The following is an 18,140-nucleotide window of genomic DNA, read 5'->3' as shown; positions in this document are numbered from 1 at the left end:
TTTTTAAGTATACTTTTATACTTGCTTACAGCTTAAACTGCACCGAGAACTTGAGCCCGAACTTCCGGGTGCCTTCGTCTAGGTGCGTCAGGCGGTGGAAGGCGTCCACGCGCAGTATTTTGAAGATGTTCTCAATACCATAGCCCAGCTCTACGTACGGCGTGTTCCCCAATCCTTTAAACGACTCCTGCACATAACCGGCGGGCGTTACCTCCGGCATCAGGTTCAGGTTGCTTTGGCTGAGGCTGCCGTAGAGCACGTTGGCTGAGCCAAGCACACGCCACTTGAGCTTTTTGATGAGCGGCAAACGGTTAAACAGCAGCCCTTCGAAGTACTGCTCGTAGTGCAGCGAGGCATAGGTGTCGCTGGCGAACTCAAAGTAGCCCATCAGGTTGTAGGTGGCGTCGTAGTAGAAGGGGGTTTCGTTGCCGGTGTGCACCTCCAGCAGCGGGTAAGGCACCGGCGAGAAGATCCTGCCCGCCTCTAGCCTGTAGAGCGCATTGCCCAAGCGGCCCATCACGAACTCCTGCTCCACCCCCAGGTCCACGCGCTGGTAATCCACCGTAGCGCCCAAGGCGTTGTTCAGGCCCAACGTATACTTCAGGCTCAGCACCGGATAGCTGCCGCTTCCCAGGCTGATGCGCTCGTTGTCATTCTCCACGTACACCTCGTCCTTGGCGTAGCGCGTCAGGAAACTCACCTCCGTGGCGGTAAAGCTGCTGGCAATTTTATCCGGCTGCTCCGGCCCATGTGTGTAGTAGGCAAAGTCGTACTGCGGGTCGAAGTGGCGTTTGCGCAGGCTGATGCGCTCGGTTACGCCGCGCAGCACATCGCGCTGCAAGTATAAGCTTGTCTCGCGCACCATGATCGGGCGGCGCAGCTCCCCGAACCTGGAGAAGCCCAGGAAGAACGGGCTCGACGCCAGCTTGTCCGACATCAGCCCCACCTGCTGCAGGTCCTCCTGGTGCGTAAAGCCCACCTCGCTCCAGCGCTTGCGGCTCAGGATGTAGCGCCCGCCCAGGCTGTACTTATACTCCTGATCCTCTGCACCATAGGCCGCATAGCCGCGCAGCTCCAGCTTGTTACTGAAGTTGATGTTGGTTTTGCCGCCCAATTGAAAGCGGTGCCCCTCCACGTCGTTATACGCATAGGTATATGGCCACGGCCCCCAACTCACCTTGCCAAAGCTTTTGTAGCCGGTGCCCAGTACCGTGGCTATCTCGGTAAAGCGCTTTACTTTTGGCGTCTCGCGGATGGCGTTGATGGTGGCATACACCTGCTGGTCGGCGAGGCTGAGGGTGTCGTGGCGACGCTCTTCCCAGAAGCTCTCGGCCTGTTTACTGGCTCCCGATAGCAGCTCCACCGGCTTATCGAAGAAGTCCGGCTTCTCCGGCTGGTTCACCACCACCTCCCGGTAGGAGGTATACACTTTGGCCAAAATCCCTGGCCGCTTCGGCGTCAGGCCCACGATCTTTATCTTTACCTCGGTGCCGGCCGGCATCCAGGCCTTCTCCCCCACCTGCTGCAGCTCCTGCTTCAGGGCGATGCTCTCCACAAAGTTGATGTTGGCCGATTTGCTCACTGTGGCGTCCAGCTTGCGCAGCGCGTAACCATCCGCCGTGACCCACATACGGCCATTAAAGGCCAGGTCCTGCGGGCGCTTCTGCTTAAACGACAGCTCATAGCACCAGTCATCGCCGATGTAGGTGCTATCCTCCAGCTCGTAGTTATAGTAGCCTTTCCAGCCGTCGGCAATGGGGCTGACAAAGTTCTTCTGCAGCACGCTCACCCAGTTCTGGTAAAAGTTATAGTCCTGGTAGCTGCTGCCGATCACCTGCGACACCAGCGTACCGTCCTGCAGGCCGATGCCCGTGACCTTGGAGGCTTTGATGATCTCCTTGCTGCGCTTCGGGTCACGGGTGTAGAATACATCCGAGAGGGATTCGGAGAGAAAGAACGGCAGCAGCTTTTTGCCGTCCTCGCCGGCCAGGTACATCTGCGAGTCTACCAGGGAGGTAATGGCCTTGCCCACTACGCCCTTGCCTTTCTGCTGCCCCACGTTGTCCACGTCAAACTGCATTTTGGTGTAGGCTTCGTACTGGTAAGCGGTAAGCTTGCGCTTGTCGTTGGCGTTTTTGTTTTCCATTACGCGGCGCATGATGGGCCAGGCCGGGTTCTCACCGGGGCGTATCACCACCTCCTGCAGCTGCTGCGCGTTGGTGGTCAGCTTAAAGTCCAGTGTCTGCACGGCCACGCCCTTCTGCACGGGCAGCGTGAGCGGCAGGTAGCCGACGAAGGCAGCCGTAAGCGAGTCGGGGGTGGTGGCCAGGCGGATTTTATACTTCCCTTCCACATCGGTGGAGGTGCCGATGGAGGAGTTTTTCACGAAGATCCCCACAAAAGGGAGGGCCTCGCCCGTGGCGGCGTCTGTTACCTGCCCCGAGACGCGGGTCTGCGCATGGCTTACCAACGAGGCAACCAGCAGCAGGGATAAGAAAATATATCTTTGCAAAGCAATATTTTTAAAAGCGAGCAAAGGTAGTATGTTTTCCTTGATTTACCACAACACTTGTTTAGACAACAATCAAAGTAAAGCACTGGTTTTGTACTCGGTTTCCTGCAACGGCTGCGTCTGGCTCTAGGCGGTGTGAACCTACAGAAAACAGACCGGGCTTTATAAGTATAGCTATACTTGTAGCTTCTCTTTACAGGCCACTACTACCCCTTGCCTAAGCTATACCTGCCGTTCACCTGAAAACATTACACCTGATTTACGTTAAATAGACAGTAAACACGGTTTTATATACCTATGAAGCTATATTGGTGGCAAGTTATACTTGCCCTTTTCATGATTACTTCAGCTGGCTGTGCCAGGAAGAACTTCTACGCCCCAACGCCGGTGGTAGACGCTGAAGTATACCAACGCCTGCAAAACGGTGCGGAGACGGCGGACAGCGTGACCGTAAAAGCCGGGGCGCATTACAAGCGCGGTTTCCTGCACCGCATCTTCTGGGGAAAGCATTACCGCCATGTATGGACGGCACCCGTCACCGTTCCGGTGTTTGAGATGGATACCACCTGGGGCGGGCTGGAGATAGAGAAGATAGGCGGCGGATTCCAGACCACCAGCTTTACCATGGTTGGGCCTAACAACAAAACCTACGCCCTCCGCTCCCTGGACAAGGAGCCATCGGAGGTGCTGCCAAAAGTGTGGCGCAAGACGTTTGTCGTAAACATCCTCCGTGATCAGATCTCGGCAGTCAACCCTTACGGGGCGCTCATTATTCCCCCTCTAGCAGAGGCCGCCAAGGTGCCGCACGCCACGCCGCAGCTGGTGTATGTGCGCCCAAACGACGCCGACTTCGGGGAGCACGAGGAAGTGGCCAGCAACAAGGTATACATGCTGGAAGAGAAGTACAACGACGAGCGCATGGTCTCTGAAGTGGCAGGAGGCCCATCGGACATCGTGGGCAGCGGCAAGATGCTGAACAGGCGCTACGAGGAGGACGACCATTTTATAGACCAGCTGGCCTTTGCCCGCGCGCGCCTTCTCGACTTACTGATCCATGACTGGGACCGCCATGAAGGCCAGTGGGAATGGGCTGAGCACGAAACAGGAGGCAACCACTACTACCGCCCCATCCCCAAAGACCGCGACAATGCCTTTTACCGCTTTCAGGATGGCGTCATCCCCTGGATATTCAGCCGCAACTGGGCCATCCGCAAGTTTGAGTCTTTTGATGAGGATTTCAACGATGTGTATGCCCTCACCATCAACTCCCAGTTCATAGACCAACGGGCGCTCTCCCAGGTGACGCGGGAGCAGTTTGACTCGCTCGCTGTGGTGCTGCAGCAAAGCATCACTGACGAGGTAATAGCGCAGGCGGCGCGGCAGTACCCGGCAGCTGTGTATGAGCTTGAGGGGGAACGGACAAAGCAAAAGCTCATGAGCCGGCGGGACCAGTTGCGTACCGCCGCCGCTGAGTTTTATGAGATTCTGGCCAAAGAGGTGCTGGTGGTGGGCACCGACGAGGAGGATCAGTTTGAGGTAAAGCGCCTCAACGATGAGGAAACGGAGGTAACCGTGCGGCGCAAAGCAGACGGCCACCTGCTGTACCACCGTATCTTTAAGCGCTCCGAAACAGAATTGATTACCCTGCACGGGTTGGCTGAGGACGACGAGTTTAAGATCAGCGGAAAGGTCAAGAAAGGCATCAAAGTGAAAATCGTAGGGGGCCGTGGCGAAGATGAGATCAAAGATGAGTCAGAAGTGGGCGGCTGGGGCAAAAAGACCTGGGTATATGACACAAAGCGCGGCACAGAACTGGAGGCCGGGCCCGACACCAAAGACAAGCGCACCAACGACGTACGGGTACACGCCTTCGACCGTGAAGGTTTTTAACATGTCATTTAACAAAGCCTGATAGAGGCTACAGCACCCTAAAGCACACGCATGGCTTTCACAAGGATTAAACATTTTCTACTCTGGATGCTGGCTTTCACGAGCCTGCTTGCCTGTAGTGAGCGCTTTACCCACAGTGTGCAACAGGTTCCTGCCCCACCTCATATGCCCGCCACTGTGCCCAACTATGCGGACAGCACCCTTACCCTGGCCGCCGGCGAGCACTATGGCCGCAGCCGCCTGCACACCTTCTTTTTCGGCAAACACTACCGCTCCGCCTGGACCACCCCAGTAGAGGTGCCGGTGCTGGACATCGGTACGGCCTATGGAGGGCTCGAGCCACTGCAGATGGGCGGTAGCCGCCAGACCATCAACATGCGCCTGCAAGACAGCACGGGCACCGAGTACGTGGTGCGCTCCCTGGATAAGGAACCTGCCAGCGCACTGCCCGCCAAGCTACAGAAGAGCTACCTGGCAGACTTTGTCCGTGACGCCACCTCGGCGACGAACCCTTACGCCCCGCTGGCACTACCCACAATGGCCAAGGCGATAGGCATACATTACCTGGAGCCGGAGCTGGTGTATGTGCCGCACGACCCGCGCCTGGGCGAGTTCATGGACCAGATGGGTGGCACCATGGCCCTGATGGAGCGCCGCCCCACCAGCGACCAGTCTGATTATGGCCCCATGGGCAACGCACCCAAGGTCAAGAGCTCCCGCTCCGCCCTAAAGGAACGCCTCACCGACAACGACTCGCACTTCGATGCCCGGCTGTTTCTCCGTTCGCGCCTCTTCGACATGCTGCTTGGCGACTGGAGCCGCCACGAAGACAACTGGCGCTGGGCCGAGATGGAACACTATGAGAACGCTTATACTTACAAAGCCATTCCGCGCGACCGCGATAACATCTTTTACAAGATCGATGATGGCCCTGTGCTTTGGCTATTGCAGCGTTTTGGAGTAAAACCCCACTTCCAATCGTTTAAGAAGACGGTTAGCGCCAAACAGCTGGAAAAGCTTAACCGCAGCGGCCGCAACCTGGACGAACTCATACTGGCACAGCTGGAGTGGCAGGACTGGCAGGAAATAGCAGACAGCCTGCAGCAGGCCCTGACGGATGAGGTGATCGAGCAAGCCTTCACGGCCCTGCCCGACACCATTGCGGACCTCACGGCTGCCCCTCTCATTAGCAAGCTAAAGGCCCGGCGCGATCAGCTGCCGCGAATGGCCCGCGACTATTACACCACCCTGGCCAGGCATGTGCAGGTAGTGGGCACCGACAAGCACGAGCGATTTGTAGTAGAGGTGCAACCCAATGGCCTTGTGCTGGTGCAGGTGTATAAGATACTGAAGAACGGCGAGGAGCAGCAACTCATTTACAGGCGCCTCTTCCACCCCTCCGAAACGCAGCTCCTGGAGTTGTACGGGCTGAATGGGGACGACATGTTAATCTTTACCGGCGACACCAAACCAAAGCTGAGGATAAAGGCATGGGGTGGAGCTGGGGAAGACAAGTATGAGGCCAACAGCACCAAACTTGCTCCACGCCTGCACATCCTGGACACAAAATACCGCAACACATTGGATGTGCCGCCAAAAGCAAAGGTGAAGCTGGACAACGACCAAAAAGCCAAGGACTTTGATGCCGAAGGCTGGCTGCTGCGGTACTACCTAGATTAAACAAGTACACAAGCTAGGGAGAGGCTGAAAGGCTCGGAGCTTTGCAAAAAATACAAATCCCCGCCTCCCTGAACTTTATACTTCAGGGAGGCGGGGATCTATACTTTATATTTTGTCAGCTTACTGCTCTTTCACTACAATGGTAGATGAGGCCTGCGCGGCTGGCAGCACCAGTACCTCCGCCAGGTTCACATGGGCAGGGCGCGTCACAATAAAGCTGATTAGCTCGGCAATATCCTGGGCCTGCAGCGGCTCGAAGCCTTTATACACGGAGGCCGCTCGCTCTGTATCCCCTTTAAAGCGCACCTCGGAAAACTCAGTCTCCACCAGGCCCGGGTTCACCTCTGATACTTTGATGCCTTGCTGCACCAGGTCGATGCGCATGGCTTTGGAAAGCGCATCCACGGCATGTTTAGAGGCACAATACACGTTGCCATTTGCATATACTTCTTTACCGGCAATAGATCCGATATTTACGATGTGGCCCTTGCCCTGCTCCTGCATCAACGGCAGCACGGCTTTCGTCACGTACAACAGCCCCTTTACGTTGATGTCGATCATGGCATCCCAATCGTCCAGGGAGCCATCCTGTACCGGCGCCAGGCCGTGAGCGTTACCGGCATTGTTCACCAGCACCTCCACCTGCCTCCACGCCTCCGGCAGCGAAGCAACGGCCTCCACAATGGCTTCCTTGTCGCGCACGTCAAATACAAGCGGGTATACTCTGTCGGCGCCCAGTTTCTGCTGCAGTTCCTGCAGGCGCTCCTGACGGCGGCCCGTGGCGATGATGCGGTATCCTTTTTGCGCCAACTCTATGGCAGTGGCAAGCCCAATGCCCGAGGTAGCCCCGGTAACAAATGCAATCCTGGTCATCTCTTATTCAAAGAAAAGTATGAGTGAAACGTTGTGGTGGGTTAGTCTATCGATGGACCTGCTGTAGGTACTGTTTGGCAGAACCTTATGCTGGTTCATGAGGCCGTGCGAAAAGCGCAGCTCCGGGGCAAACTTAAAGTAAGGATAGAAGATATCGATGCCGATGCCGTACTCCAGCGCCAGGTCGAATTTCTCTACTTCCAGGAAGTTATCCGTTTTAGCCCCGTTGTTGCCCTTACCCAAATCAATGCCTGGCTTTACTCCCGCCACCATGTAGGGCCTGTAGTTAGAGCGGCGCTTGGCCTTGTACTTCAGCAGCACCGGCAGCTCAATCATGGTATTGCTGATCGTTTCAAACATCACATCCGCCGTCTCCTCCGCAATATCAACGTTCTTGAACTCGATCGTGCGGCTATAGAAGCCGACACCGGGCACGAAGCGCGCATCCAGATAGTCTGCCAAACGGACGTTCAGCACCAGGCCTGTATAGAACCCGATATCATTTTTAGGATTGATCGCCTCCTCACTGCCGTTCCGCAAACGGTCTACATACTCCTGCGAATGCTGCAGGTTATACTTAGTGAGGGGCAGGGCCAGGTAAAACCCGTAATGCACGGGCCGCTCGTCGTAGCCGGGCTTGTTGATGGCATTTACCTTTTGCTGGGCCTGGGCAGTGCCGCCAAGCAGCAACGCAAGTAGGAACAGGCCGCCAAAAGCTATTTTTTGCCTGTGTAGATAGAGCTTATGCCAAATGTGAGTGAATGCCATTTCGTGCTTCTGAATCCGACTTTCTGGTATATGTTTAAGAAATTCTGCCCATCCGGGAATGCCTGCACCGACTCCGGCAGGTACGTATAGGCAGCATTGTCCTTAGAAACGAGTTTACCTACCACTGGTAGTATATTCTTGAAATAAAATTGATACAGCTGCTTCATCGGGAAGCTGCGTGGCTTGGAGAACTCCAGCACCACGGCCATTCCACCCGGCTTCAGCACGCGGTGCATTTCTGCCAGGCCCTTCTCCAGGTTCTCAAAGTTGCGCACGCCAAAGGCCACCGTGATGGCATCAAAGGTATTGTCCTCAAACGGCAGGTTCTCTGAGTCGCCGTACTGCAGCTCGATTTTGTTGGTGAGGCCACGCTTGGCCAGCTTCTCCCGTCCTACGGCTAACATGCCCTCCGAGATGTCCACCCCAGTGATTTTATCCGGGTTCAGGCGCAGCGTTTCGATGGCAAAGTCGGCGGTGCCGGTGGCAATGTCCAGCACCTGCTTTGGCTTTTGGGGAGCCAGCAGGCTTACGGCCTTCTTTCTCCAGATAATATCTATGCCAGCGCTCAGGAAGTGGTTCAGGAAATCATACTTGCCGGCGATGTTGTTAAACATCGTGGCCACCTGCGACTTCTTGTTCTCGTTCTGGTCTTTATAAGGAACTACCGCCATGGGTTGGGATAAAATGAGTGTAATAAGGCAAAAATACTGTACCTAAAACTATAATCCGCAGAATATGTTCCAAAATGTAAAAAAAGCAGGCCGGGCAATTGCCCGGCCTGCTTCTGGAGTATAGTTCTTTCGGCACTCAGGCCAAACTGATTCTGCTTATTGCACTTCCTGTCCTTGCTGGATCTCGTCGCGCTTCAGCACACGGAAGATCGTTCTGCGGTTCAGCTGCATGTTATCAGCCGATGTGTTCGGCACAGCTGGTCTGCTCTCGCCGTAGCTCACGGTTACCATGCGCTTAGCAGAGATGCCTTTGCCCACCAGGTAGTCGAAGGCGGCGTCGGCACGGTTCTGGCCAAGGGTCATGTTGTAAGAGTCGCTGGCGCGAGAGTCGGTGTGGCCTTCGATGCTGATGTTCAGCGTCGGGTTAGCCTTCATGATCTCGGCGATTCTGTCCAGTTCCTGAACAGCCTCTGGGCGCAGGTCATACTTGTCTGTAGCGAAGTAGATGTTCTCCATCTTGATGTCGCCCACAGTGGCACTCGGTGTAAGTTTCGCGATACGGGCGGCAGTAGAGTCCTCCAGCGTCACGAAGAAGTCTTTCCTGATCGTGGTCGTGTCGTCCAGCACCACAGGCACCTCAAACTCCTGCGTCTCCAGCACCTGGCCGTCCAAAGACAGCTGCACCTGGTAGTTACGGCCAGACAGCATGTTTACACTGTATGTGGCAGAATCCGGCTTGCTCACGTCACGGTAAGAGATTGGGCGGTTATCCGCCTGCTGCCCGTTAAACGTCAGCTCTACGCCCGGCAACGCCAGGGTGCTGTCGCCTTGCACCAGCACACGGCCTTTCACCTGTGCGTTCTTTATGTAGTTGATGGTGTAGATATCCTTCTCGCCGTAGCCACCGATGCGGTAAGACGACAGGTAGGCGTAGCTTCCGTCTGGAGCCAGGCGGTAGTAGGTATCGTCATCCGGCGTGTTGATCGGAGAGCCTAGGTTTTCAGGTCTGGCCCAGCGGCGTGCCACCGAGTCATACTTAGAGGCGAAGATATCGTAGCCTCCCATGCTGTTGTGTCCGCGTGAGGCAAAGAACAGCGTGCCGTCAGCAGACAGGTATGGGCTGTCCTCATCGTAGCGGCTGTTGATGGTTTTGCCAAGGCTCTTCGGGTTACCCCAGTTACCGTTCTTGTCGCGCTGCACCATGTAAATGTCCAGGTCACCGTTTTCGGAGTAGTGGCTGGTAGAGAAGAACAGCGTAGTGCCGTCTGGCGTAATGTAGGCGTCAGACTCGAAGTCGCGGGTATTCACTTTATCGCTGATGCTCTTAGGTGTACCCCAGCTTCCGTCCGGCTGGCGCTCCGACACCATAATGTCGCCGTTGTTAACTGATTGGTACAGCAGCAGCTTTGTATCGTTGTCGAACAGCTGGATAGAGGCATCGTGGCCGGCGCTGTTCAGGGCTCCAGGCACAATACGCGGCTTCTCCCAGGAGTCTTCCCCGGTGCGGGTGGTCTCGAAAATATCCTCGTAGTACTCACCGTCTGCAGCGGCCTTGCCGCCTGTAGCCTCCTCTGAGCGGGAGGTAAACAGCAGGTAGTTATAGTCAGAGGAGATTACCGGGCTGTGCTCCGAGAAAGCGGTGTTTACATCACCGCCCAGGTTTTTAACAAACACATCCTTCGGGTTAGCCACTTCACGCTTCGCGTTTTTCGCGTACTGGATCAGTTGCGCCACTTCCTCCTTGCGCTCTACGTTGCGAGGCTTGATGGTTTTCTGATAGTTCTGGAAATGCTCAATAGCGTTATCAAAACGGTAGTTGATGTGGTCGGTACGGCCCAGCCAGTACTCCAGCTCCTTGTCTACCTTCGGGTTCAGCTCTGCAGCACGGTACAGGTAGTCCGCCGACTTTTCCTTGTCGAAGGTCAGGTAGCTGATACCGGCAAAGTAAAGAGCCTTGGCGTTGTTAGGGTCGGCCGTCAGCACCTGATCGTAATAAGGGAGCGCAGCACGGTAGTTTTCCTGTTTGAAAAACTTGTTGGCAGTTCGCAATTGTTTTCTGGTGCTTTGGCCAGATACAGACCCTGCCATAAGGCAGGCCATGGCAAGCATCAGAGAACCCCGCGAGAGCGATTTGGCTAAATAATTCATGTGAAAAAGGGTTTGTTATACTTTCCTTAATGTTAGTGGTGATTGTAAAAATCTCCCGGATACGGTGTAGCCTCTAGCAGGCTGACAAAGATTATCCAGCATCTATACGAGATATATAAATTTTAGTATATGTCAAATTTATATCTCCCCCATAAAACTTTTGGCCTGTGCACGTTCTGTCCGCCGAGAAAGAGTAAGCGGGCTCTTCGGCGACCTGCCAACTAAGCAGGCGTAGGTATAAAGTTACTCACACGAAATTGAATCAAGAGCAAATATATACAATATATTATATTAACAAACGATATTTTTTTCCAAAAATCAGACAACTTTAACTAAGCCACAGGCTATATAAGTGCTGGACAGGGAAGTGTGCCTGTAAAATGTTCTACCTGTTTATGCGTTAGACCAGCAGCCGGCGTTAGAGGAGTGGCCGGCCATGGCGAATTTATTTGCTACCTTTGGGGTTTATATACTGCGCCTCCCTTAGAAAGGGAGGCCTGAGGGGCGCCTCGCTTGCTGAAGGCAACAACGGGGTAAACCTTACCACAACCACAAAACGCTATAGCATGGTTATTAAGGAAGCGAAGTTCTTGATGAGTAATACCAAGGTGGAGGCCTGCCCTACCCCCGACAAGCCGGAGTACGCCTTCATCGGGCGCTCGAACGTGGGCAAGTCGTCGCTCATCAACATGCTTACCGAGCAGAAGAAACTTGCCAAAACTTCGGGGCAGCCGGGCAAAACCCAACTCATCAACCACTTCCTTATCAATGAGGAGTGGTACCTGGTGGACCTGCCGGGCTACGGCTACGCCAAAGTGAGCAAGAGCTCGCGCGATGAGTGGCGCCGCATGATCAACTATTACCTGCAGAAGCGGGAGAACCTGACCTGCGTGTTTGTGCTGATAGACAGCCGCCACGACCCTATGGCACAGGACCTGGAGTTCATCCACCAGCTCGGCAACATGGGTGTGCCGTTTGTGATCGTGTTCACCAAGCTCGACAAGCAGTCGTCCATCAAGACAGACTCAACCATAGCCGCCTGGAAGCGTAAACTGCGGGAAACATGGGAAGAACTGCCCCAGATGTTCCGCACTTCCTCAGAAAAGCAGATCGGCCGCGACGAGATCCTTTCCTTTATAGATGAGGTGAACGCGCAGGTGCAGAACCAGCCCTGAGGAACCCTGGAAGGTTAGCATTTACTAGTGTGGCAGCAGACCCCGTGATGTAGAAAATTTTAAATGTTTACCCTTATGAGAACCAGAATTTCATTTTTGTTTATTTTATTTGCCATGCTTGCCGTAACGGCGGCAAACGCACAGAGCAGCGGCAAGGCTCAGGCTACAGCAGAAGACAAAATCTGGACGCCGGACAAGCCTATACCGGTGGCAGAGTATTATGAAGGCGGCCAGGAAGCCATGTACCAGGCCATCTATAAAGAGCTGCAGTACCCTATGCTGGCCAAGCGTAACCGTGTGCAGGGCGATTGCATCGTCAGCTTCACCCTAAACCCGGACGGCTCTACCTCTAATTTTAAGGTGCTGCGCAACGCTGGCGCCGGCACCGGCGAGGAGGCCCTGCGTGTGGCCAAGCTGCTGAAGTTCAAGGCGCCGGGTTTTGGCGTGGACGCCAGCATCCCAATCGTATTTAAATTATAAACGTAACAGACATATTACCTATGCCTATTGATTTAAGACAAGTTGCAGCAGTTTCGGGCCAGAGCGGCCTTTACCGTGTAGTGAAGCCTACGCGCACCGGCGTGATCTTGGAGAGCCTGGAGGACACCCCTAAGACAATGGTAGCGCAGGCGCGCCACCGCATGTCGCTGCTCGACGAGATCTCTATCTACACCACAGACGGAGAAGGCACGGTGCCGCTGGCCGAGGTGTTTGACCGCGTGAACGAGAAGTATGGCGAGAACCTGCCGCTGGGCGACAAGCCGACAAACGAAGACTATAAGGAGTTTATGGGCAATGTGCTGCCAAACTTCGACGAGGAGCGCGTTTATGTATCCGATATGAAAAAGCTGGTGAGCTGGTACGCCATCGTGAGAAAGCACGTTGGCTTTACCGAGGCGCCTAAGTCTGAATCAAAGGCTACGGAAGGCAAGGAGGCGGCCGAAGAGAAAGCCCCTGCCGAGAAGAAAGCTTCCAAGAAAAAATCAGAGAAAGAAGCATAAGCAAAAAGCCCTCCCACACCGGAGGGCTTTTTGTTTGCAGCCAATTTTCTTGCTGCCTAAGTATACACATGTAAACCTTTCCCGCAGGTAGTCATTTATACTTTCAGCAACTTCCTTTAAAGTATAGTACCTTTGCCCTATGCCACACTCCCCTGCCATTCTTACCGGTACCACCAACCACCTGCAGCGCATTTTTGAGGTGGAGAACCTGCCGTCCACCAACCTGGAGGCGCTGGAGTTTAAGCTGGCGCACATCATACAGCAGCTGCTCCGCAACGATTTCAACCGGCTGCTGCACATCCTTTACCGCATTGATGTGGATGAGCACAAGGTAAAACAAGCCATGGTGGATGCCGACGAGGAGATTATCGCCACGCGCATTGCCCGCCTTGTACTCAAGCGCGAGATACAAAAGGCCGAGCTCAGGCTGCGGTACAGCGGCCGCTAAAAGCAAGAAAGGCAGAGAGCTTTACGCCCTCTGCCTTTGTGATACTGTTGTTGATTACTAATTCCAGATGTGCTAGTGTTGGGTTAGTTCACGGCCACTTCGGCCTTCAGGAATTCCTCTGCCTTGTCCACCATCTCCGGAGATCCAATGAACAGCGGGCAGCGTTGGTGCAGTTCGGTTGGCGTAAGCTCCATGATGCGTTCCGCCCCGTTGGTAGCCTTTCCGCCGGCCTGCTCTACAATAAATGCCAGGGCGTTGCACTCGTACATCAGGCGCAGCTTTCCTTTGGGCGCCTTGGCCGTAGACGGATAGATGTAAATACCGCCCTTCAGCAGGTTCCGGTGGAAATCACCTACCAGCGAGCCGATATACCGCGCCGAGTACTCGTTGTCCTTGCAATACTGCACATACTGCTTCACCCCTTCCGGAAACAGGTTGTAGGTTCCCTCGTTGATGGAGTAGATCTTACCTGTTTTTGGTGTGCAGATGTTCGGGTGCGACAGGAAGAACTCACCCAGGGTAGGATCGTAGGTGAAGCCGTTTACGCCGTTGCCGGTGGTGTACACCATCATCGTAGAAGAGCCGTAGATAACGTAGCCGGCCGCTACTTGGCGCATGCCTGGCTGCAGGCAGTCCTCCATGGTGCCATCGCTGCCCTGGTCGGAAAGGCGGCGGTAGATCGAGAAGATGGTACCGATAGACACGTTCACATCGATGTTGGAGGAGCCGTCTAACGGGTCGATGGCCACGACATACTTGCCGCGAACGTTGCCTGTCTGGATCACGTCGTCCTCTTCCTCCGAAATGATAGAGCAAACCTCACCGCCGTTGCGCAGGGCACGTATAAAGCGGATGTTTGCGATCACGTCCAGCTTCTGCTGGTCCTCGCCCTGCACGTTCTGCTGGCCGTAGGCGCCGGTTACATCCAGCAGGCCTGCACGGTTAATTTCGCGGTTCACGATCTTGGCCGCCAGCGCGATGTCGCGAAGCAACTGAGACAACTCCCCCGTTGCGAACGGGAAGTCCTCTTGCTTTCTCATGATAAACCTGTCGAGCGTGGTGCCTACAGGCAGTCCGAGTTTTTCATTCATAAGTGGTGAGATTTTACTATAGCTTATAATTTACAAAAATATCATTTTTAGGCTATATTCCGAATGATGCCTAATTTTACACTATATGAGTATAGAAAGGATAAAAATATACAAGTTTGGGGGCGCATCCGTTAAAAGCGCCGCATCGTTTCGCAACCTGGCCCGCATCATCAAAACGCAGGGCGGCAAGCGCCAACTGCTGGTAGTGGTATCGGCCATGGGCAAAACCACCAATGCCCTGGAGGCAGCACTCGGACTGGCTTACCAGCAACAGGACTTTAGCGCAGATGTCGCGCAACTGAAGGCCTACCACCTGCAGGTGCTGCACGAGCTGTTCGCAGATCAGGAGCACCAGGTGTATCAGCGGCTGGAGCACCTGTTTGAGTTACTGCACCATCAGCTGCAGGCAATTACCCCGAACGACAATTTTGATAGGGTATACGATCAAACCGTCAGTTTTGGCGAACTTTTTTCCTCTGCCATACTGCATTATTTTCTGGCGGAACAGGATTTACACAACACCCTAATAGACAGCCGGAAGTACATCCAAACCGACACCAACTGGCGCGAAGGCAAGGTTGATTGGGCCTGGACCGAGCGGCTGATACGCCGCGATGTGCCCCAACTGCTGCAGGAGGGGCTGGTGGTAACACAGGGCTTCTTGGGCGGCACCAACAACGGCCTCACCACCACCCTGGGCCGGGAGGGCTCCGACTACAGCGCCGCGATTTTTGCCTACTGCCTCCAGGCCTCGGAAATGGTGATCTGGAAAGACGTGGCCGGCCTGCTCAACGCCGACCCCAAGTACTTCCCCGACACGGTGCGCTACCCGGAGATATCCTACCAGGAAACGGTGGAGATGGCTTACTACGGCGCCTCTGTCATTCACCCCAAAACCATAAAGCCGCTTGCCAACAGAAAGATACCGCTCTACGTGAAGTCTTTCCTGGACCCAGAGGGCGAAGGCACCAAAATATGCGACTGCCGCTTTGAGGTGCAGGCTCCGGCCTATATCATTAAAGAGAGGCAGTGCCTGGTGTCGTTTGGGGTGAAGGACTTTACTTTCATCTCGGAGAAGAACCTCGGCACGATCTTTAACGCACTGTCGGAGCTGCGGATCAAGATCAACCTGATGCAGAACTCGGCTATCTCCTTCTCCATCTGCACGGATTACAACCAGGAGCGCCTGGAGCGGCTCATGCAAACCCTGCAAGACCAGTTCGTGATCCATTACAACACCAACCTGCAGCTTTATACCATCAAGAACTACGATACGGCCAGTATAAACCGCATCCTGGAAGGCAAGGAGGTGCTGCTGGAGCAGCGCACGCGCACCACTTTCCAGATCGTGAGCCGGTAGTTTATACTTTGGCGGCCGTCTATAAAAAGCTACCTTTAACTATCAACAGAAACTAATCTCATACTATGGAATTTATACTTGTAACCCCGCAGGCGCAGCCGCACGTGGCGCTTATCCAACTGAACCGCCCCAAGGAGCTGAACGCCCTGAACCTGCAGCTCATGGGCGAGCTGCGCGACGCGCTGAAAGAGCTGGACGAAAACGACCAGGTACGCTCCATCATCATCACGGGTAACGAGCGGGCCTTTGCCGCCGGCGCCGACATCAAGCAAATGGCCGGCAAAACCGCCATCGACATGCTCAACATCGACCAGTTCTCTACCTGGGACCAGATCCGCAAAACCAAGAAACCGATCATTGCGGCTGTGTCGGGCTTTGCCCTGGGCGGCGGCTGTGAGTTGGCCATGACCTGCGACATGATCGTGGCCTCTGAAACGGCGCAGTTTGGACAGCCGGAGATCAAGATCGGCGTGATGCCAGGCGCCGGCGGCACCCAACGCCTGACCAAGGCCATAGGCAAGGCCAAAGCCATGGAAATGGTGCTGACTGGCAAGTTTATGAGTGCTGTAGAAGCCGAGAAGCACGGCCTGATAAACCGCGTGGTGCCGGTGGAGCTATACTTAGACGAGGCCTTTAAGCTGGCCGCTGAGGTAGCGCAGATGTCGCCGGTGGCGGCCAAGCTGGCCAAGGAAGCCGTGAACCGCTCGTTCGAGACCAACCTAGATGAAGGCTTATACTTTGAGCGCAAGAACTTCTACCTCTGTTTCGCCTCTGAAGACCAGACCGAGGGCATGAATGCCTTTGTGGAGAAGCGCAGGCCGGATTTTAAAGGCCGGTAGGCCATTAGTTGAGAGCTAAAAGTTATGAGTGAAGAGTTATACTTGTATAGCATTCGTCATCAAAACTCATAACTTTTCACTTTTAACTCTTAACTATCATCCCTACCTTTGCAGGAACTTTTCCTAGTTAAGAAACATTCTTATCTAGTATGCAGCAAAACATGACACGAGACGAACTACGACAGCGCCTGACGGAGGGTGGCCTGAAGGCTACGCACCAGCGCATTGTGGTGCTCGAGTCGGTGACGGCGCTGCATGGGCACCACCCTACCGCCGAGGATGTGCACCAGCATCTGAAGCCCGCTAATCCCACTATCTCGTTGGGCACGGTTTACAAAACGCTCGACACGTTTGTAGAAACCGGCCTGATCAAGCGGGCGCTCTCGGAGAAAGGTGGCAAGCGCTACGATGCCAATACGCACGTGCATAACCACATCTTCTGCAGCAAAACCAAAGAGATTGTGGACTTCGAGGATGAGGAGCTGGAGCAGCTGCTAACGGAGTTCTTCAGCAAGCGAAAGCTGGAAAACTTTGAGATAAAAGGAGTCTCGGTGCAGCTAACCGGCAATAAAGTGGAGCCCGACAAACAAATCAGCATTACACGAGTTTCAAAATAGATTTTTCAAAAACCCTAAAAACCAAATAACACATGGCAGTATTAGTAGGTAAAAAAGCACCTTCTTTCAAAGCAACAGCCGTAGAGAACGGAGAATTTGTAGAGAACTTCTCACTGGAGCAGTACATTGGCAAGAAGCACGTACTTTTCTATTTCTACCCAATGGACTTCACGTTTGTGTGCCCAACAGAGATCATCGCCTTCCAGGACAAAATGGAAGAGTTTGAGCGCAAAGGTGTAGCTGTAGTAGGTTGCTCTACCGACACGCACTTCTCTCACTTCGCATGGCTGAACACTCCGCGCGAGCAGGGTGGCATCGAGGGTGTAAACTACCCGCTTGTAGCAGATGCTTCTAAGACTATCGCCCAGAACTACGACGTGCTGGCTGGTCACTACGAGTACAACGAGGAAGGTGAGGTTACTTTCGTAGGTGAGCCCGTTGCTTACCGCGGTCTGTTCCTGATCGACAAAGAAGGCGTAGTTCGTCACCAGGTTGTGAACGACCTGCCGCTTGGCCGCTCTATTGATGAGGCCCTGCGTATGGTAGACGCCCTGCAGTACTTTGAGGAGAAAGGCGAAGTTTGCCCAGCCAACTGGTCTGAAGGCAAAGAAGCCATGCAGGCTACTAAAGAAGGTGTTTCTAACTACCTGGCAAAGCACTAAGCTTTAAGCGACTTATTGATAGAAAAGCCCCGGCAAATTGCTGGGGCTTTTTGTTTATGGATTCATACTTTACAATCTGTTACCCTCCCAGTCAAATTTATTTCCAAGATCATCTTGATACTCTATTCCAAACTTGCTGACTTTTCTAAAGCTATTTGGATCTACTCCTTTCAATAGTTTGGACTCGTGGAATACATGCTTGGCGTCTTTACCAAAACCTAGCTCCAACGGCTTATAGGTTCTTACCACCGCTCTTTCGGATTTGCAATCCGAAAGTAAGTTACTATCAGGATTTATAATCCGGTTTTTATTCTTTGCCAGTTGCCGAGCTGCGGCAAACGTAAAGAGGCGGATTGCAAATCCTTGTAACAGGAACTTCGGGATTGCAAATCCCGAAGAGCAAAG

17 protein-coding genes are annotated in these 18,140 nt (G+C 54.1%); 10 read left to right on the top strand and 7 right to left on the bottom strand.

What is annotated here, in order from left to right; all coding sequences use genetic code 11:
• Positions 1 to 25: 25 nt before the first annotated feature.
• The gene (locus PXG97_RS12605) at positions 26 to 2,512 is read right to left on the bottom strand and encodes a DUF5686 and carboxypeptidase-like regulatory domain-containing protein (protein WP_276498106.1); all 2,487 of its coding nucleotides are present in this window, start codon (positions 2,510 to 2,512) and stop codon (positions 26 to 28) included.
• A 297-nt stretch (positions 2,513 to 2,809) separates the two neighbouring features.
• Between PXG97_RS12605 and PXG97_RS12600 the strand changes: the two genes are divergently transcribed.
• Both PXG97_RS12600 and PXG97_RS12595 read left to right on the top strand, forming a co-directional pair.
• The gene (locus tag PXG97_RS12600; protein WP_276498105.1) at positions 2,810 to 4,402 is read left to right on the top strand and encodes a hypothetical protein; all 1,593 of its coding nucleotides are present in this window, start codon (positions 2,810 to 2,812) and stop codon (positions 4,400 to 4,402) included.
• Between the two features lie 51 nt (positions 4,403 to 4,453).
• Positions 4,454 to 6,082, top strand: coding sequence for a hypothetical protein (locus tag PXG97_RS12595; protein ID WP_276498104.1), 1,629 nt, complete (start codon positions 4,454 to 4,456; stop codon positions 6,080 to 6,082).
• 120 nt (positions 6,083 to 6,202) lie between these two features.
• On the opposite strand, the gene PXG97_RS12590 is transcribed toward PXG97_RS12595, so the two are convergent.
• The 4 genes from PXG97_RS12590 to PXG97_RS12575 form a co-directional block, all read right to left on the bottom strand.
• Positions 6,203 to 6,955: an SDR family NAD(P)-dependent oxidoreductase gene (locus PXG97_RS12590; RefSeq protein WP_276498103.1), complete on the bottom strand. Its 753-nt coding sequence runs from the start codon at positions 6,953 to 6,955 to the stop codon at positions 6,203 to 6,205.
• 3 nt (positions 6,956 to 6,958) lie between these two features.
• The gene (gene porT, locus PXG97_RS12585) at positions 6,959 to 7,723 is read right to left on the bottom strand and encodes a type IX secretion/gliding motility protein PorT/SprT (RefSeq protein WP_276498102.1); all 765 of its coding nucleotides are present in this window, start codon (positions 7,721 to 7,723) and stop codon (positions 6,959 to 6,961) included.
• Entirely contained in the window at positions 7,672 to 8,394 is a 723-nt protein-coding gene (gene ubiE / locus PXG97_RS12580; RefSeq protein WP_276498101.1) for a bifunctional demethylmenaquinone methyltransferase/2-methoxy-6-polyprenyl-1,4-benzoquinol methylase UbiE, read from the bottom strand. The genes porT and ubiE overlap by 52 nt, the downstream gene beginning before the upstream one ends.
• A 156-nt stretch (positions 8,395 to 8,550) precedes the next feature.
• Positions 8,551 to 10,542, bottom strand: coding sequence for an OmpA family protein (locus tag PXG97_RS12575; protein WP_276498100.1), 1,992 nt, complete (start codon positions 10,540 to 10,542; stop codon positions 8,551 to 8,553).
• 566 nt (positions 10,543 to 11,108) lie between these two features.
• Between PXG97_RS12575 and yihA the strand changes: the two genes are divergently transcribed.
• From yihA to PXG97_RS12555, 4 genes are all read left to right on the top strand, one after another.
• Positions 11,109 to 11,717 carry a ribosome biogenesis GTP-binding protein YihA/YsxC gene (gene yihA / locus PXG97_RS12570; RefSeq protein ID WP_276498099.1) on the top strand — a complete coding sequence of 203 codons (609 nt, stop codon included), beginning with the start codon at positions 11,109 to 11,111 and terminating at the stop codon, positions 11,715 to 11,717.
• 75 nt (positions 11,718 to 11,792) lie between these two features.
• Positions 11,793 to 12,197, top strand: coding sequence for an energy transducer TonB (locus tag PXG97_RS12565; RefSeq protein ID WP_276498098.1), 405 nt, complete (start codon positions 11,793 to 11,795; stop codon positions 12,195 to 12,197).
• A 20-nt stretch (positions 12,198 to 12,217) separates the two neighbouring features.
• Positions 12,218 to 12,718 carry a DUF5606 family protein gene (locus PXG97_RS12560; RefSeq protein ID WP_276498097.1) on the top strand — a complete coding sequence of 167 codons (501 nt, stop codon included), beginning with the start codon at positions 12,218 to 12,220 and terminating at the stop codon, positions 12,716 to 12,718.
• 139 nt (positions 12,719 to 12,857) lie between these two features.
• Entirely contained in the window at positions 12,858 to 13,166 is a 309-nt protein-coding gene (locus PXG97_RS12555) for a hypothetical protein (protein ID WP_276498096.1), read from the top strand.
• Positions 13,167 to 13,249: 83 nt separating this feature from the next.
• Here the strand turns inward: PXG97_RS12555 and fbp are convergent, their stop codons facing one another.
• Entirely contained in the window at positions 13,250 to 14,257 is a 1,008-nt protein-coding gene (fbp, locus tag PXG97_RS12550; RefSeq protein ID WP_276498095.1) for a class 1 fructose-bisphosphatase, read from the bottom strand.
• 85 nt (positions 14,258 to 14,342) lie between these two features.
• Here fbp and PXG97_RS12545 point away from each other — a divergent pair, with 85 nt between their 5' ends.
• From PXG97_RS12545 to PXG97_RS12530, 4 genes are all read left to right on the top strand, one after another.
• On the top strand, positions 14,343 to 15,617 hold the full coding sequence (locus tag PXG97_RS12545; protein ID WP_276498094.1) for an aspartate kinase: 1,275 nt from the start codon (positions 14,343 to 14,345) through the stop codon (positions 15,615 to 15,617).
• A gap of 65 nt (positions 15,618 to 15,682) precedes the next feature.
• On the top strand, positions 15,683 to 16,456 hold the full coding sequence (locus tag PXG97_RS12540; RefSeq protein WP_276498093.1) for an enoyl-CoA hydratase-related protein: 774 nt from the start codon (positions 15,683 to 15,685) through the stop codon (positions 16,454 to 16,456).
• 161 nt (positions 16,457 to 16,617) lie between these two features.
• Positions 16,618 to 17,073 (top strand): Fur family transcriptional regulator, encoded by a 456-nt coding sequence (locus tag PXG97_RS12535; RefSeq protein ID WP_276498092.1) that lies wholly within the window; start codon positions 16,618 to 16,620, stop codon positions 17,071 to 17,073.
• 32 nt (positions 17,074 to 17,105) lie between these two features.
• Positions 17,106 to 17,735 carry a peroxiredoxin gene (locus PXG97_RS12530; protein ID WP_276498091.1) on the top strand — a complete coding sequence of 210 codons (630 nt, stop codon included), beginning with the start codon at positions 17,106 to 17,108 and terminating at the stop codon, positions 17,733 to 17,735.
• Positions 17,736 to 17,804: 69 nt separating this feature from the next.
• Here the strand turns inward: PXG97_RS12530 and PXG97_RS21495 are convergent, their stop codons facing one another.
• A complete protein-coding gene (locus PXG97_RS21495) occupies positions 17,805 to 18,056 on the bottom strand; it encodes a DKNYY domain-containing protein (protein WP_476745345.1) in 252 nt (83 codons plus the stop codon).
• Positions 18,057 to 18,140 lie beyond the last annotated feature (84 nt).

The organism is Pontibacter litorisediminis (genome assembly GCF_029360645.1).
Taxonomy (GTDB): Bacteria; Bacteroidota; Bacteroidia; order Cytophagales; family Hymenobacteraceae; genus Pontibacter; species Pontibacter litorisediminis.
Note: the sequence above shows the minus strand (reverse complement) of the source record. Positions and strands in the feature narration are given on the sequence as shown.